Raw genomic sequence first — 16,012 nt, 5'->3', positions numbered from 1 at the left:
AGTATCAATCAAAATGAATAGCTGGTTATAATAAATAGACGACCGGTCAATTAATTAAAAATCGAATTATGAATGCACTAAAAAAGGCAAGCAATGCCACAAATGCTTTTGCGAAAAGTTGGGCCAACTTCGTAATAAAATTTAAATGGCCCGTTTTGTTGATCACAATGCTATTAGCATTAGGTTTAGGTTCGCAAGGAAACATGGAATTTGATGGAGATTATCATGTATTCTTTAGTAAATCTAATCCAGAGTTAGAAGCCTTTGATGCGCTTCAAGAAAAGTACACAAAAGATGATAATGTTGTCTTGGTATTATCACCTTCAAATGGTAATGTTTTTACGAAAAACAATTTATCTGCTATTGAAGCTTTAACTAAAGAAGCTTGGAATACACCATATTCTTCCAGAGTAGATGCGATTACTAATTATCAATATACTCGTGCTGTGGGCGATGATTTATATGTGGATGATCTTTCTTATGAATCATCACTTAAAACTGATGACGACATAAAAAAAATAAGGCAAATAGCTTTAAAGGAACCTTTACTCGTTAATAGAATTATAAATGAAGCGGGAAGTGTTACTGCCATAAACATTACTGTAAAACTTCCTGGGGTAGACATTAACGAAATTCCAGGAGAAGTCACGCCTTTTGTTAGAAATATGATTTCTAATTTTGAAACGAAACACCCAAAAATAAAAATACATTCTTCTGGGTTAATACCTATGAATACAGCTTTTTTTGAAGCGTCTATGAAAGATTTGATGTTAACCATGATCATGTTGGTTATTGTTGTTATTACGACATTAATACTTACTAGAAATTTTGTTAGCACATTTGCAACTCTAATAGTTGTATTATTTTCTATTATTAGTGCAATTGGTTTTGTTGGTATTATGGGGATAAAGTTAACACCACCATCAGCTGTTTTTCCAACTATGATTCTCACCTTAGCAGTAGCAGATAGTATTCATATACTCGTTACTATGCTACAAAAAATGCGTAAGGAAGGCTTAAATAAGATTGATGCGTTAAAAGAGGCCATGCGATTAAATTTTATGCCTGTTTTTATTACAAGTTTAACAACCATTATTGGTTTTTTAACTATGAACTTTGGAGATGTTCCTCCTTTTTGGGACTTAGGGAATATTACAGCCTTTGGTATGTTGATGGCTTTTTTATTTTCCACAACAACATTACCAGCTTTAATGGCGATTTTACCAGTAAAATCTAAAGTAAAAAAAGCTTCAGATACTCCAATTAAAAGTAGTTTATACACTGTTTTTGGAAACTTTGTTGTTAAGCAACCAGTACGTCTTACAATTATTTCTGTATTAGTTATTTCTGGTTTAACTTATTTAGCTAGTAAAAATACTTTTAATGACGAGTTTGTTAATTATTTTGATAAGACAGTAGATTTTAGAAATAGTACAGATTACATAAGTGAAAACTTAACAGGTATCTATAACATTGAATATTCTGTAGGTAGTGGAGAAAGTGGAGGTATTAACAATCCAGAGTATCTTAAAAATTTAAATGCTTTTGAAAATTGGTTAAAGAAACAACCAGAGGTTATACATGTAAATGCTTTTAGTGAGATTGCTCGACGTGTTAATCGTTCCATGCACGGAGACGATACAAATTTTTATCGCGTACCAGAAAATCGTGATGAAGCAGCACAGTATCTATTACTTTATGAATTGTCTTTGCCTTTTGGATTGGATTTAAACAACCAAATAAATGTTGATAAGTCTGAAACACGTGTTACAGTAACTACAGAAAATATATCCAGTGCAGAAATGATAGCGTTCTCGAAAAGAGGAGAGAATTGGTTAAAAAACAATACACCAGAAGCGATGCATGCCATAGGTGTAAGCCCAACACTAATGTTTTCTAAATTAGGTTTTAGACAAGCAGATAGCATGCTAAATGGAAATATAGTGGCACTTATATTAATTTCATTAGTACTTATGTTAGCTTTAAGAAGTTTCAAATTAGGGCTGTTAAGTATCATTCCTAATGTGACTCCTGTTTTAGTTGGTTTTGGTATTTGGGCACTTTATAAAGGGCAAATTAATACAGGAATGGTGGTAGTTTTTGGAATGACTTTGGGAATAATTGTAGACGATACAGTGCATTTTATGAGTAAATTTTTAAGAGCAAAAAGAGAGTTAGGTTATAATTCTAAACAAGCTGTAGTGTATGCATTTGAAACCGTTGGTAAAGCTCTTGTAACAACAACAGTAGTACTGTTAGCAGGGTTTACGGTGCTATCTACATCATCATTCGCTCTAAATAGTTATATGGCAAGAATTACGTTAATTATCATTATTGCAGCTCTGGTAATCGATTTTATTTTATTACCATCATTATTAATTCTAACAAGTAAAAAAGAAGATAAAATCATTTCAAACGAAAAAGTAGCACAAGTAGCTTTCGATAAATAATTTAATAAATAAAAAAAATGAAAAAAATAATTTTTATACTAGCAATATTAAGTACTATAGTTATACAGGCTCAATCTGCCGAAGCACGCGGATTAGAAATAGCTAAAGCAGCAGAACAAGCAGATTTAGGTTTTAAAAGTTCTACAGTACATTTAAAGATGATCTTAAAAAATAAAAATGGTCAAACAAGTGAACGTTCACTAACAACTAAAACATTAGAACTTACAGAAGACGGGGATAAATCATTAATTGTTTTTAATAGTCCAAAGGATGTAAAAGGAACATCTACATTAACGTTTACACACAAAGTTGGCTCAGACGATCAATGGTTATTTTTACCATCAATAAAACGAGTAAAGCGTATTTCATCAAATAATAAATCAGGACCTTTTGTTGGAAGCGAATTTGCATATGAGGATCTGTCTTCAATAGAGGTAGAAAAGTATACTTATAAGTTTATTGAAGAAAAAGGAGAGCTTCTTATCGTTGAGCAAGATCCAGTCGATCAAAAATCTGGATATACAAGGCGCTTGGTAACTTATAATAAGAATAAAGGATATAGAATAGAAAAAGTGGAGTTTTATGATCGTAAAAATGCATTATTAAAGACATTAACCTATACGGGATATAAATTATATAAAAACAAATTTTGGAGAGCAGCTACTTTTAATATGATTAATCACCAAAGTAATAAAGAAACTGTTTTATTTTTTTCAAATTATAATTTTGATGTAGCATTAACAGAAGAAGATTTTACACAAAATGCTTTAATTAGAACGGGAAGTTAAGAGAGACTATATTCAATTAAGCAATACCTCTTTAGTTATAATTTATCATCGGTTTTTTTAGTTAATAGATTAATAGTAGCGTAGCTATTGGGTATTGCTTTTTATTTAAAAAGATAAGAATGAAAATACATATAGTTTTTTATACATCTCTGTTAATGTCATTAAGTTCAATTAATGCACAAACAAAAGAGAATAAAGTAGAACAAGATTTTGAATTAGAAGTAGCCGCAGAGTACAGATATTTTTATAATGATGCCGCTTTTAATAAACAGGAAAGCCATTTCCCTTCTTTAGCTTTTACTCCAGAATATGCAGTAAAATGGAATAAAGGTTATGAAAGTATCAATTTTACAGGATTCTTTAGAGTTGATAGAGATGATGAACGTACTCATTGGGATATAAGAGAACTTTATTACCAAAAAGCAAAAAAGAATTGGGAATTAAGTCTTGGTTTGAAAAAGATATATTGGGGCGTTACAGAAAGTAATCATTTAGTAGATATTATAAATCAAACTGATGCAGTGGAGTCTTTTGATGGGGAAGAAAAACTAGGACAACCCATGGCACAATTTACATTAACTACAAAGAAGATAGGTAGCTTTGATTTTTTTTATCTACCATATCATAGAAAACGAACATTCTCTGGAGAAAAAGGAAGATTAAGGTTTCCTGTAATTATAGATAAAGATGATTTAAATTATGAAAGTGGTGCTGAAGAATGGCGTCAAGATTTAGCATTTAGATGGTCTCACTATTTTGGTGCTTTCGATGTTGGTGTATCTCATTTTTATGGAAACGGAAGGGAGCCTTTATTTGTATTTGATACCTTAGGGAATATTAATGCTTTTTATCCTGTAATTAATCAATCTGGGTTAGATTTACAAATAACTCACAATGCATTTCTTTGGAAATTAGAGTCTATTTACCGTTCGTCTAAAGCTCAAGATTTTTTTGCTTTAGTAGCAGGTTTAGAATTTACATTTAGTAATATAGATGGTAATGGTTTGGATATAGGTGTATTAGGAGAGTACCTTTACGATGATCGTGATGAGTTAGCTTTAAATGCCTTACAGAATGATGTCTTTTTCGGTAGTAGAATAGCTTTTAATGATACCCAAGATACTTCTATTTTAATTGGAGGAATTTCAGATTTAGAGTCTAGTAGTAAAATATTTAGCATTGAAGCATCCAGACGTTTTGGAAGTAGTTGGAAAGCAGAAATAGAAGCTAGAATTTTTAATAGTATTGATAATAAAGAGTTTATTCTATCTAATTTTAAAGAAGATAGTTTTTTAAGATTCTCTATGTCTAAATATTTTTAAACAAAAAGGAAAGGTGAATATGATAAAAATCATGTAATATAAAGAGGAAGAAAATTATTTTTGAGTAAACATATAAAAACACTCATATTATGGCAATAAACATTCAATACGTTCATATGGCAACTAGTGAATCTATGAACACATACGTTACAGAAAAATTAGAAAAACTTTTTAAAAAGTATGACTGGATTATTAATGCTGAGGTTCATTTTGAAGTGGAGCATAATGATAGAGCAAAAGGGAAAATTTGCAAAATAGAATTAAGTGCTCCGGGACCACGGTTGTTTGCAACATCTAACGAAGAAAATTATGAAAATGCTGTAAAGAAAACAATAAAAGATCTTGAAATTCAGCTTGAAAAACGCAAACAAATATTATACGCGCATTAAATAATAATGCGATCGTAATTATTTTATATTTAAGGCATGAATATAGAAGATTACAGAGCATATTGCTTATCAAAAAAGGAGTTACAGAATCTATTCCTTTTTCAAAACTACCAAACGTTTTAGTATTTAAAGTTATGGGGAAAATATTCACCGCTACAAATATTGAAATGTTTGATAGTTTTAGTATAAAATGTAATCCAGAAACTATTGAAGAATTACGGTTACAGTACCATGCCTTAGAAGAGCCTTCATATTTTAGTAAAAAAACATTGGAATACAGCAGTTATGGATGGTTTCATTCCTGATACATCTAAGTTAACTAAAAAGCAAAGGCAAGAATTGGAGAATTTATAATTTATCTGTGATGATAAGGTTCATTCTTTAAAATTGTAAATCCTCTATAAAGTTGTTCAATAAAAAATAAACGAATCATTTGATGAGAAAATGTCATTTTAGATAATGATATTTTTCCATTTGATTTATTATAAACATCTTTAGAAAAACCATAAGGTCCGCCAATAACAAATACCAATTGTTTAATTCCAGAATTCATATGTTTCTGTAAATAGGATGAAAATCCAACAGAATCAAATTGTTTTCCATTTTCATCAAGCAGAATTAAAACATCTGTAGTAATAAGCTTATTTAAAATAAGTTCACCTTCTTTTTGCTTTTGTTGTTCCTCACTTAAATTTTTGGTGTTTTTTATATCAGGAATAATTTCCAATAAAAACTTAATATAAAAGCCCAAACGCTTTGTGTATTCGTTAATTAGCTGTTGAAGTTGTTTGTTATCTGTTTTGCCAATGGCAATAAGTTTGATAGTCATAAAAGCAAAATTACTGTTTAGTATTTATGAATAATGTATTTAAATAACAAAAAAACATAAAATTCGTAAATGTAAAAATTTAATATAGTAAATCAATTTCTTATTTTTGTTGCAAATTCACAATTAATTATGATAACACAGGAGCAGTTTGATACAGAAGTTAAAATGATAATATCTAATGCTATTAGAGAAGATGTTGGAGATGGCGACCATAGTTCATTAGCTTGTATCCCTGAAAACGCAAAGGGAAAAGCTAAACTTTTAGTAAAAGATAAAGGTGTTATAGGAGGTGTTAATTTCGCAAAAAAGGTTTTTGCTTATGTCGATAAAAACTTAAAGTTAGATGTAAGAATAGAGGATGGAACCGAAGTTACTTATGGAGATATTGTTATGTACGTTGAAGGATCATCACAATCTATCTTAAAAGCAGAGCGTACAGTTTTAAATGCAATGCAGCGTATGAGTGCTATAGCTACAAAAACAAGAATGTTTGTTAATTTACTAGAAGGTACAAAAACAAGAATTTTAGATACTCGTAAAACAACTCCTGGTATTCGTGTTTTAGAAAAGTGGGCTGTGAAATTAGGAGGAGGGGAAAATCATAGGTTTGCTTTGTATGACATGATTATGCTAAAGGATAATCATATTGATTTTGCTGGAGGTATAACAAAAGCCGTAGAAACTACTAAGCAATACTTGAGAGATACAGGTAAAAAATTACAAATTATGGTAGAAGCTAGAAATTTAACTGAAGTAGAAGAAATTTTACAGAATGATGGGATTTATAGAATTTTACTTGATAATTTTGATTATGAAGATACTAGAAAAGCAGTAAAACTAATAGGAGATAAATGTCTTACCGAATCTTCAGGTAATATAAACGAAACGACTATTAGACATTATGCCGAGTGCGGTGTGAATTATATTTCTTGTGGTGCTTTAACACATTCTGTCCATAATATGGATTTGAGTTTAAAGGCGATGTAGTGTTTTTTTGAAAATCACTTTTTATTATTTGGTTTATTAGCAGTTTAAAATCAATACAACCGTAATTTTAATAACTTTGCAATAAATACTAAAAGCAAATTATTAATGACCAAATCTATTGAAGACAAACTAGACAAAATCCCTGGAATTAATGTCTTGGTACGGTTTTTTAAGCAAATAAAGTTACCAGGGCTGGAAGGTTTATCTTTTTATGATTTATTAGAATTATATATTACAGGTATTGTAAGAGGTGCGTTAACAACACGAGCAAGTGCTATTGCATTTAGCTTTTTTATGGCGCTCTTCCCTTTTTTACTATTTGTTTTAATTATAATTCCTTATGTACCTATTGATGATTTTAAAATTGAGTTTTTAAGATTTCTAGAATCGTTTTTACCACCAAATACTTCAGATTTTTTCTTTCAAAATATATTTGAAAATATAGATCAGTCACAGCGTGGAGGTTTATTGTCTTCAGTTTTTGTTTTATCTATAACATTAATGGCGAATGGTGTAAATGCTGTATTTTCAGGTTTTGAAAATTCGTATCATCAACAGCTAGCTAGAAATATATTTCGTCAATATTTATATGCTTTAGGAATAGCTTTAATTTTAGCCTTTTTGCTAATTATTACTATAGCAGTTTTAGGGTATTTTCAAATTTATGTAGTTCAAAATTTATTAGAAGCACTTGAAAATAGGGGTTACAAAGTAGAGCAGCAAAGTATTTTTTGGACAGACGTTGTTAAATATGTGTTTTTTGTTATAATGGTGTATTTAGCTACTGCTACACTGTATTATTTTGGAACTAAGGAAGGCAAACTTTCTAACTTCTTTTCAATAGGCGCATTGTTTACAACCTTGCTTATTATTATGTCATCGTATTTATTTGGATTATATATAGAAAATTTTGGACAATACAATAAGTTATATGGTTCGATTGGAGCGTTACTAATCCTATTGTTTTATTTGTTGCTTAATGCTAATATTTTACTTTTAGGGTATGAGTTAAATGCTTCTTTAAATAAACTTAAAAAACGTTGTTAGTTATGAGAGCTTCTTTATGCTGTGGTATTTTATGTTTGATGTCGTTTTCAATGTTTTCTCAGGATATTTTGGGGAAATGGAAAACTATTGATAATGAAACAAATAAAGAAAAGTCTATAATAGAAATTTATGAAAAAGATGGTAAAGTTTTTGGGAAGATTATAGAGATATTAAACCCTAAAAAGAAGGAAGCCTTATGCCGAAAATGTGAAGGTGATGAAAAAGACAAACCTGTTTTAGGCTTAGTTTTAATTAAGAATATGGAAAAAGATGGTGACTATTATAATAATGGAACTATTTTTAATCCAGAAAACGGAAAAAAATATAACTGTCGTTTAAAGCTTGAGGAGAAAAATGTATTACAAGTAAGAGGTTATATTTCGTTTTTATATGCTACACAATATTGGAAACGTATTGTTGATTAAAAATAGATAAAGAATTATTAAATAATTATTTAACAATCAAATACTCATTTTGAACTTTTTTATAGACGTTATTATACCTGTACCGCTAAAAAAACTATTTACATATAGTATTACAGCATCAGAATTTGATTTTCTAAAAGTAGGTATGCGAGTTGCTGTACCATTTGGAAAGTCAAAAATTTACACAGGTATTGTTTATAGAATTCATAATGAAGCGCCTTTAGCTTATGAGGCAAAAGATATTCAGCAAATTTTAGATGAAACCCCAATAATTCATGAAAAGCAGCTAAAATTATGGCAATGGGTAGCTAAATATTATATGTGCACTATGGGAGATATGATGCGTGCAGCATTACCTAGCGCCTTTATTTTAGAAAGTGAGACAGTTGTTATTAAAAATAAGATAAAAACTATTGATGAATCTATTTTAAAGGATGATGAGTTTTTGGTTTACGAAGCGCTTAATCATCAATCTTCTTTAAAGATTCACGATATATCTAATATACTAGATAAAAAAAATGTACTCCCAGTAATTAAAAGGCTTATAGAAAAAGAAGCTGTTGTTGTAGAAGAAGAAGTTTACGAAAAGTATAAACCTAAGTTGGTTAGATATGTTAAATTACATACTAATTTTTCTTCGGAAGTGACACTTCAAAAATTATTAGAGGATCTAGGTAGAGCACCTAAACAGCGTCAGGTTGTTATGACTTTATTTATGCTTTCTGCTGGAGATAAAAAGCCTGTAAAAGTTTCAGATTTATCTGTTGAAAGTGGTGCTTCATCTTCTATTATAAAATCGTTGATAGACAAAGGTATTCTTGAAGAGTATCATATTCAGACCGATAGGGTACAATATTCAGGAGAAGATAATGAAGCCACTAAAGCTCTTAATTCGTACCAAGAAACAGCTTTAAGTGAAATTAAAATGACTTTTGAAACACATCATGTTACATTGCTTCATGGTGTAACATCTTCTGGTAAAACTGAGGTATACGTTAAACTAATAAAAACCATTATAGATCAAGGTAAGCAAGTTTTGTATTTACTTCCAGAAATAGCGTTAACAACGCAATTAGTAAAGCGTTTGGAGAACTACTTTGGAGATCAAGTGGCTGTTTTTCATTCTAAGTATTCATCTCATGAACGTGTTGAGGTATGGAATCATGTTTTACACAATTCCGAGAAAGCTAAAATAGTTTTAGGAGCACGCTCATCCATTTTTTTACCCTTTAATAATTTAGGTTTAATAATTGTCGACGAAGAGCATGAACAGTCTTTTAAACAGTTTGATCCTGCACCACGTTATCATGCTCGGGACACATCTGTTGTTTTAGCAAGTATACATGGAGCCAAAACACTTTTGGGGTCTGCAACACCAAGTTTAGAAAGTTATTTTAATGCAAAACAAAATAAGTATGGTTTAGTAGAAATAACAAAACGTTACAATAATATTATGATGCCCGATATCGAATTAGTAGATATAAAAGAGAGGTTTAAAAAGAAACTTATGCGGGGGCATTTTAGTGATAGACTTATTGAAGAAATAACAGAAACGTTAAATGAAAAACATCAAATTATTTTATTTCAAAACAGACGAGGTTTTTCTCCTATAGTTGAGTGTAAAACTTGTGGGCATTCACCGCAATGTCCTAATTGCGATGTGAGTTTGACCTATCATCAATATAGAAAACAATTACGTTGCCATTATTGTGGTTATGTAGAGATTATGAAAAGGGATTGTATGGCTTGTGGAGGTCAAGATTTAGATAATAAGGGGTTTGGTACAGAGCAAATAGAGGAGGAAGTAAAAATATTATTTCCAGATCATAAAGTAGCTCGTATGGATTTAGATACCACAAGAGGGAAATATGGTTACGAAAAAATAATAACCGCTTTAGAGCAGCAAGAAATCGATATTTTGGTAGGTACACAAATGCTTACTAAAGGTTTAGATTTTAGGAATGTTAAATTGGTTGGTATCATGAATGCCGATAATATGCTTAATTTTCCAGATTTTAGAGCGCATGAACGTAGTTTCCAACTTATGTCCCAGGTATCTGGTAGAGCAGGGCGTACCGAGGAAAGAGGTAAGGTTTTAATTCAAACTTATAATCCGCATCATAATATATTGCAACAAGTTTCTAATAATAATTATATAGATATGTTTAAAGAGCAAATAAACGATCGATATAATTATAAATATCCGCCTATTTATAAGCAAATAAAAATTACATTAAAACATAAGGATTATAATAGAGTAGAGACTGCATCTATATGGTATGCTAAATCACTAAGGCGGGTTTTTAAAGATTATGTTTTAGGTCCAGAATCGCCACCAATAGCTAGAATTAGAAATCAATTTCATAAAAATATTTTAGTGAAAATTCCTAAGCAACAATCGTTAGGGAAAACCAAGGAAGCTATTATTAGAATAAATAATAGCTTTCTTAGTGTTAAAGACTTTAGGTCTGTGAGAGTAATCTTAAATGTTGATAACTTTTAGACAAATATAAATTTTCCAAAAAAAATCTTTACTTAAACTAGCTCTTTATTAGGGGGTTGGTGGTTGGTTAGGGAGTATTTGTTTAAATATTGTTTAAAGCGTCTACTAGTTGAGTCTTTTTGTTTCTGCTTAAAGGGATTTCATAAGCACCAACTTCAACATTTTTACTATTAAATCTGTCAATCTTATCGAGATTAACAATATATGATTTATGTATTCTTAAAAATTTACCTTCTGGCAATTCAGCTTCAAAAGATTTCATAGTAGATAATACTACCAAGCTGTTTTCTTCTGTAACTAATTTTACATAATCACCAAGAGCTTCAATCCATTTAATATCTTTAATATAAACTTTACGTTTCTTAAGATTACTTTTTACAAAAATATGTTCTCCTTCTTCTTCATTAAAATCTAAAGTTAATCTATGTTGTTCTAGAGCTTTATCTACAGAGGTGTTAAAACGCTCTCTAGTGATGGGTTTGTGTAAATAATCGGTAGCATCATAATTAAAAGCTTTAAAAGCGTATTCTGTTTTACCGGTTACAAAAATAATTTGTGGTTTATTGTTTAATACGTCTAAAAGTTCAAAACCATTTAACACTGGCATTTCAATGTCTAAAAAAATTAAGTCTACTTGATGCGTATTTAAACCATTTTTAGTTTCCAAGGCACTACTGTACTCCGCAATTAAGTTTAGAGACGAATGGTTTTCGACTAACTTAACAATGGAAAGACGTTGTATTGCTGAATCATCTACTACTACACAGTTTAAAGTCATAACATTTTATATTAGTTCGGTTAAGATATCGACAATAGTACAAAAAATTCGGCTAAAAACCAAAAATCATCGTTAAAGTGCTAGTTTTTGCATTTTTTTAACATATTGAAATACCTTTATTTTACAAAGATAAAATTATAGTGTAATAAAAATAAAATTGTTGTATTATAAATGTAAATTACTTACTTTTGCAGCCAATTTTTAACAATAAATACGATTTTTATGAATCATTATGAAACTGTTTTCATCTTAAATCCCGTTTTATCTGAAGATCAGATAAAGGAAACAGTAAAGAAATACGAAGATTTTCTTGTTTCTAACGGCGCTAAGATGATAGCTAAAGAAGATTGGGGACTAAAAAAATTAGCTTACCCAATACAAAACAAGAAAAGTGGTTTCTATCACTTATTTGAGTACACTGTACCAGGAGAAGTTATTACTCCACTAGAAGTAGAGTTTAGACGTGATGAGCGTTTTATGCGTTATTTAACAGTTACGTTAGATAAACATGCTATTTCTTGGGCAGAGAGAAGAAGAGTTAAACTTAAACAAAAAGCTTAATTATGTCATCGATAGAACAACAATCAAAAGGAAAAAAAGACGGAGAAATTAGATATTTAACTCCACTTAATATTGAAACTAATAAGCAAAAGAAATATTGTCGTTTCAAAAAATCTGGTATTAAATATATTGATTATAAAGATCCAGATTTCTTATTAAAGTTTGTAAACGAACAAGGTAAAATTTTACCAAGACGTTTAACAGGAACTTCATTAAAGTTTCAAAGAAAAGTGTCTGTAGCTGTAAAAAGAGCTCGTCACTTAGCGTTGATGCCTTATGTAGCAGATTTATTAAAATAAAATACCGATAACACAATGGAACTTATATTAAAACAAGACGTTGAAAATTTAGGATTTAAAGACGATGTTGTAACAGTTAAGAACGGTTATGGTAGAAATTTTTTAATTCCTCAAGGACAAGCTATTTTAGCTACAGTATCTGCAAAGAAAGTTTTAGCAGAGAACTTAAAGCAAAGAGCTTTTAAAGAGAAGAAAATAGTTGATGATGCTAATAAAGTTGCAGAAGCTTTAAAAGCGTTAGAAATTAAAATAGCTTCAAAAGTTGGTGCAGGAGATAAATTATTTGGTTCAGTAAATAATATTGATGTTGCAGCTGCTATAGAAAAAGAAGGACAAACAATAGATAAAAAATTCATCAATGTTATTGGTGGAAGTGTAAAACGTTTAGGTAAATATAATGCCGTAGTACGTTTACATAGAGAAGTATCTGTAGAGTTACCATTTGAAGTAATAGCACAAGCTTAATATTTATTACTTGTAATAATTAAAGTTGTGTGTATTACAAATTTTTGTACACTCAAAAAAACGTCTAGTTATTCAAATAACTAGACGTTTTTGTTTTATAAAATTTATAAGAAAAACAGATACAAGTATTTTAATGAAAAATTAGATTTCTTATCTAAATATTAATTTAACCCTAAATTTTATAGTAATTATACTATTTGTATGTTTGTCAATTACTCCATGTAATAATTAATGATGATTCAATTGTGCTAGTTATATCTGTTAGAATCAGGTATATATCATTGAATAAAATACGGTAAAAACGACTAGTATAAGTCATATTTCTGCAACAACTACAACAAGAACTTTGATTTATAGTATTATTATAAAACAGGAACCAGAAGGCGCATTAAGTATAAACAGTGAAACAGGAGAACTTAGTATTGTTAAAGTTTAAGTATTTAATTATAAAATTAAAACAAAAGTAAGTAGGAGAAGTTTTAGTTAAAACTAATGATGCATCTAAATGGACGATGTTCATTATAAATATTACGAATGTTTTTGACCCCGAAATAGAGTTAGAAAAGATTGCAGCAATAATTGTAGAAGAAAACTCGATAAAAGGTATGGCGTTAACATCTACTAAATTTGCTACAACAGAAGGAACTATTGTGTTCTTCTTTACAAAATGAAAGCATAAATGCATTAGTTATTGACAGAGCTACAGGAGAAATTTCTATAGATAATGAAACTTTGTTCGATTAAGAAGAAAGAACAACCATTACAGCTACTATATTGGCTAGTGTAGTAGGGTTTACTAAAACTACAGATTAATTAATATTACAGATGTAAGTGAGACAACTGCTTCAGATTCTGTAGAGGAATTAATAAAAGCTCTACAATCTTGTAGATGGGATGCTGTAGATGTTAGTAATAAAATAATTTTCGAAACTGGATGTAATTTATCTTTAAATTTTTTTTACATGGTTCTGTAGAATGGAAAGTAGAAGATACTGTAGATGGTGTGCGTTTATTTGAGAAATACGGAGCAGGAGATAATTGGGATTTATATGAAATAGAAAGAAGTAGACAGTGAAACTTTAAAATTTAACAGTGTTGGCTAAATAGGAGAAAAAGAGCCTATAGATTTTGTATATATAGCTAATGGTTCTATTTGGAAAAAACCTTGTTAAATTTAAATGTATTAAATAATTATATATTACTAAATTTGCGCTCTTTAATTAGGGCGCATTTTTATTATGAAATATCGTAGACTTACAAAAGAACAATTTGAAGAATTACATCAAGAATTTATTAATTTTTTAGCTACTCAATCTATTACAGCAGATGAGTGGGCTAATTTAAAAACTAATAAACCTGAGCTCGCAGAAATGGAGCTAGATGTGTTTAGTGATTTAATATGGGAAGGTGTTTTAAACAAAGCAGAATATTTAGAGCATATATCACCGCAACACATGTATTTATTTCGTTTAGGGGAAGATAAAATGCATGTTATAGCACTTACACTTAAAAACGATGTAGATATTACAACTTCAGAAGGTTATAAATGGCTGCGTGAAAATTTAATGGATGACAATGTTGAATTTTTGCAAGCAGATAAAGAATATACAGAAGACAAAAACTTAGATAAGTTTAAAATGATTGAACAAGGAGCGGCTATTACTAAAGGCGATTTGTTTAATTATTTTAATAAGCTAATAAATTAAATTATTTTTGTCATTGCTGAGAACGCAGGAATCCAATTTTTAAAAAAATCATATTTTCAATTATAGTTAAATGGCTCAAAAACCAAGTACACCAAAAGGAACCAGAGATTTTAATCCAGAACAGGTAGCAAAAAGAAATTATATTTTCAATGCTATTAGAGGTACTTTTCAAACATTTGGATTTCAACCTATAGAAACACCTAGTTTTGAAAACTCATCAACTTTAATGGGGAAGTATGGTGAAGAAGGAGACCGTTTAATTTTTAAGATATTAAATTCTGGAGATTATTTAGCTAAAGCAAATAGTGAAGCATATGAGACTAAGGATTCTAACAAATTAATATCAAGTATTTCAGAAAAAGCATTGCGTTACGACCTTACAGTACCCTTTGCGCGTTATGTTGTACAGCACCAGAATGATATTGAGTTTCCGTTTAAACGCTATCAAATACAACCTGTATGGCGTGCAGATAGACCTCAAAATGGGCGTTTTAGAGAGTTCTTTCAGTGTGATGCCGATGTAGTGGGGTCTAAATCTCTTTGGCAAGAAGTTGAGTTTATTCAGCTTTATGATCAGGTATTTTCAGCATTAAAACTGGAAGGCGTTACTATAAAAATTAATAATCGTAAAATATTGTCTGGTATAGCCGAAGTTATTGGAGCTAGTGATAAATTAATCGATTTTACTGTAGCTCTTGATAAGTTAGATAAAATAGGGGAAGAGAAGGTAAAAGAAGAAATGTTGAATAAAGGGATTCCGCAATCTGGAATCGATAAACTGAAACCTTTATTTACTTTATCTGGATCTTTTGAATCTCAAATAGAAAGTTTAAAAGGAATATTAGAGACTTCAGAAGAAGGGAAGAAAGGTATTGAAGAATTAGCATTTATAAATACAGCTATTTCAGAATTAGGTTTGAATACAACTACTTTACAACTTGATGTTACACTTGCTCGTGGTTTAAATTATTATACAGGAGCTATTTTTGAAGTAGCTGCACCAAAAACTGTAAAAATAGGCTCTATTGGAGGCGGTGGTCGTTATGATGATTTAACTGGTATTTTTGGATTAAAAAATGTAAGTGGTGTAGGTATTAGTTTTGGTTTAGATAGAATATATTTAGTTTTAGAACAATTAGGTTTGTTTCCAGAAACAGTAACCAAAAATGTAGAGGTACTATTTATTAATTTTGGAGATAAAGAAGCGCTTTTTAGTTTGAAAGCGATTAAGGAACTACGATTACATGGTATTAACGCGGAATTATATCCTGATGCGGCTAAAATGAAAAAACAAATGAATCATGCAAATAAACGTCAGATTCCATTTGTAGTTTTAGTAGGAGAGGAGGAAATAAATTCTAATATGTATACTTTAAAGAATATGAATTCTGGTGAGCAATTTAAATTTGATTTAGAAGCATTAATTGTCCATATAAAAAACATAGAATAACCCCTGGGAATTA

At 29.8% G+C, this 16,012-nt stretch carries 17 protein-coding genes; 15 read left to right on the top strand and 2 right to left on the bottom strand.

Annotated elements, in window-relative coordinates; all coding sequences use genetic code 11:
- Window positions 1–68: 68 nt before the first annotated feature.
- The 5 genes from A8C32_RS15860 to A8C32_RS15840 all read left to right on the top strand — a co-directional run bounded on the left by A8C32_RS15860 (window position 69) and on the right by A8C32_RS15840 (window position 5,254).
- Window positions 69–2,450, top strand: coding sequence for an efflux RND transporter permease subunit (locus A8C32_RS15860; protein ID WP_069831388.1), 2,382 nt, complete (start codon window positions 69–71; stop codon window positions 2,448–2,450).
- Window positions 2,451–2,467: 17 nt separating this feature from the next.
- Window positions 2,468–3,238: an outer membrane lipoprotein-sorting protein gene (locus A8C32_RS15855; RefSeq protein ID WP_069831387.1), complete on the top strand. Its 771-nt coding sequence runs from the start codon at window positions 2,468–2,470 to the stop codon at window positions 3,236–3,238.
- Between the two features lie 119 nt (window positions 3,239–3,357).
- Window positions 3,358–4,560, top strand: a complete 1,203-nt coding sequence (locus A8C32_RS15850) for a hypothetical protein (RefSeq protein ID WP_123803462.1) — start codon at window positions 3,358–3,360, stop codon at window positions 4,558–4,560.
- 89 nt (window positions 4,561–4,649) lie between these two features.
- Window positions 4,650–4,949, top strand: a complete 300-nt coding sequence (hpf, locus tag A8C32_RS15845) for a ribosome hibernation-promoting factor, HPF/YfiA family (RefSeq protein WP_069831385.1) — start codon at window positions 4,650–4,652, stop codon at window positions 4,947–4,949.
- Between the two features lie 62 nt (window positions 4,950–5,011).
- A complete protein-coding gene (locus A8C32_RS15840) occupies window positions 5,012–5,254 on the top strand; it encodes an MmcQ/YjbR family DNA-binding protein (protein ID WP_069831384.1) in 243 nt (80 codons plus the stop codon).
- A gap of 50 nt (window positions 5,255–5,304) precedes the next feature.
- On the opposite strand, the gene rlmH is transcribed toward A8C32_RS15840, so the two are convergent.
- Entirely contained in the window at window positions 5,305–5,778 is a 474-nt protein-coding gene (gene rlmH / locus A8C32_RS15835) for a 23S rRNA (pseudouridine(1915)-N(3))-methyltransferase RlmH (protein ID WP_069831383.1), read from the bottom strand.
- A 129-nt stretch (window positions 5,779–5,907) separates the two neighbouring features.
- Here rlmH and nadC point away from each other — a divergent pair, with 129 nt between their 5' ends.
- From nadC to priA, 4 genes are all read left to right on the top strand, one after another.
- The gene (nadC, locus tag A8C32_RS15830) at window positions 5,908–6,765 is read left to right on the top strand and encodes a carboxylating nicotinate-nucleotide diphosphorylase (RefSeq protein WP_069831382.1); all 858 of its coding nucleotides are present in this window, start codon (window positions 5,908–5,910) and stop codon (window positions 6,763–6,765) included.
- Between the two features lie 105 nt (window positions 6,766–6,870).
- Window positions 6,871–7,812 (top strand): YihY/virulence factor BrkB family protein, encoded by a 942-nt coding sequence (locus A8C32_RS15825; protein ID WP_069831381.1) that lies wholly within the window; start codon window positions 6,871–6,873, stop codon window positions 7,810–7,812.
- A gap of 2 nt (window positions 7,813–7,814) precedes the next feature.
- Window positions 7,815–8,237 carry a DUF2147 domain-containing protein gene (locus A8C32_RS15820; protein WP_069831380.1) on the top strand — a complete coding sequence of 141 codons (423 nt, stop codon included), beginning with the start codon at window positions 7,815–7,817 and terminating at the stop codon, window positions 8,235–8,237.
- Window positions 8,238–8,286: 49 nt separating this feature from the next.
- On the top strand, window positions 8,287–10,740 hold the full coding sequence (gene priA / locus A8C32_RS15815; RefSeq protein WP_069831379.1) for a replication restart helicase PriA: 2,454 nt from the start codon (window positions 8,287–8,289) through the stop codon (window positions 10,738–10,740).
- Window positions 10,741–10,822: 82 nt separating this feature from the next.
- Here priA and A8C32_RS15810 read toward each other — a convergent pair whose 3' ends face one another.
- Complete coding sequence (locus A8C32_RS15810) at window positions 10,823–11,518, bottom strand: LytR/AlgR family response regulator transcription factor (RefSeq protein WP_069831378.1); 696 nt, start codon at window positions 11,516–11,518, stop codon at window positions 10,823–10,825.
- Between the two features lie 222 nt (window positions 11,519–11,740).
- Here A8C32_RS15810 and rpsF point away from each other — a divergent pair, with 222 nt between their 5' ends.
- From rpsF to hisS, 6 genes are all read left to right on the top strand, one after another.
- On the top strand, window positions 11,741–12,079 hold the full coding sequence (rpsF, locus tag A8C32_RS15805) for a 30S ribosomal protein S6 (RefSeq protein ID WP_069831377.1): 339 nt from the start codon (window positions 11,741–11,743) through the stop codon (window positions 12,077–12,079).
- Complete coding sequence (gene rpsR / locus A8C32_RS15800; RefSeq protein WP_205635414.1) at window positions 12,079–12,378, top strand: 30S ribosomal protein S18; 300 nt, start codon at window positions 12,079–12,081, stop codon at window positions 12,376–12,378. The genes rpsF and rpsR overlap by 1 nt, the downstream gene beginning before the upstream one ends.
- 15 nt (window positions 12,379–12,393) lie before the next feature.
- On the top strand, window positions 12,394–12,843 hold the full coding sequence (rplI, locus tag A8C32_RS15795) for a 50S ribosomal protein L9 (protein WP_069831375.1): 450 nt from the start codon (window positions 12,394–12,396) through the stop codon (window positions 12,841–12,843).
- 512 nt (window positions 12,844–13,355) lie between these two features.
- Entirely contained in the window at window positions 13,356–13,514 is a 159-nt protein-coding gene (locus A8C32_RS20780; RefSeq protein ID WP_165605857.1) for a hypothetical protein, read from the top strand.
- A 567-nt stretch (window positions 13,515–14,081) separates the two neighbouring features.
- Complete coding sequence (locus A8C32_RS15790) at window positions 14,082–14,549, top strand: DUF6495 family protein (RefSeq protein WP_069831374.1); 468 nt, start codon at window positions 14,082–14,084, stop codon at window positions 14,547–14,549.
- A 70-nt stretch (window positions 14,550–14,619) separates the two neighbouring features.
- Complete coding sequence (gene hisS / locus A8C32_RS15785) at window positions 14,620–15,999, top strand: histidine--tRNA ligase (protein WP_069831373.1); 1,380 nt, start codon at window positions 14,620–14,622, stop codon at window positions 15,997–15,999.
- Window positions 16,000–16,012: the final 13 nt, after the last annotated feature.

It is taken from the genome of Flavivirga aquatica (assembly GCF_001747085.1).
GTDB lineage: Bacteria > Bacteroidota > Bacteroidia > Flavobacteriales > Flavobacteriaceae > Algibacter_C > Algibacter_C aquatica.
This window is presented reverse-complemented; position numbering and strand designations above follow the sequence as displayed.

Coding starts and splice junctions, on each gene's coding strand:
- A8C32_RS15850 (WP_123803462.1), top strand. CDS start 3,358: ATGAAAATACATATAGTTTTTTATACATCTCTGTTAATGTCATTAAGT.
- rlmH (WP_069831383.1), bottom strand. CDS start 5,778: ATGACTATCAAACTTATTGCCATTGGCAAAACAGATAACAAACAACTT.
- A8C32_RS15825 (WP_069831381.1), top strand. CDS start 6,871: ATGACCAAATCTATTGAAGACAAACTAGACAAAATCCCTGGAATTAAT.
- hisS (WP_069831373.1), top strand. CDS start 14,620: ATGGCTCAAAAACCAAGTACACCAAAAGGAACCAGAGATTTTAATCCA.
- hpf (WP_069831385.1), top strand. CDS start 4,650: ATGGCAATAAACATTCAATACGTTCATATGGCAACTAGTGAATCTATG.
- A8C32_RS15860 (WP_069831388.1), top strand. CDS start 69: ATGAATGCACTAAAAAAGGCAAGCAATGCCACAAATGCTTTTGCGAAA.
- rplI (WP_069831375.1), top strand. CDS start 12,394: ATGGAACTTATATTAAAACAAGACGTTGAAAATTTAGGATTTAAAGAC.
- A8C32_RS15790 (WP_069831374.1), top strand. CDS start 14,082: ATGAAATATCGTAGACTTACAAAAGAACAATTTGAAGAATTACATCAA.
- A8C32_RS15810 (WP_069831378.1), bottom strand. CDS start 11,518: ATGACTTTAAACTGTGTAGTAGTAGATGATTCAGCAATACAACGTCTT.
- A8C32_RS15820 (WP_069831380.1), top strand. CDS start 7,815: ATGAGAGCTTCTTTATGCTGTGGTATTTTATGTTTGATGTCGTTTTCA.
- A8C32_RS15855 (WP_069831387.1), top strand. CDS start 2,468: ATGAAAAAAATAATTTTTATACTAGCAATATTAAGTACTATAGTTATA.
- nadC (WP_069831382.1), top strand. CDS start 5,908: ATGATAACACAGGAGCAGTTTGATACAGAAGTTAAAATGATAATATCT.
- rpsF (WP_069831377.1), top strand. CDS start 11,741: ATGAATCATTATGAAACTGTTTTCATCTTAAATCCCGTTTTATCTGAA.
- A8C32_RS20780 (WP_165605857.1), top strand. CDS start 13,356: ATGTTCATTATAAATATTACGAATGTTTTTGACCCCGAAATAGAGTTA.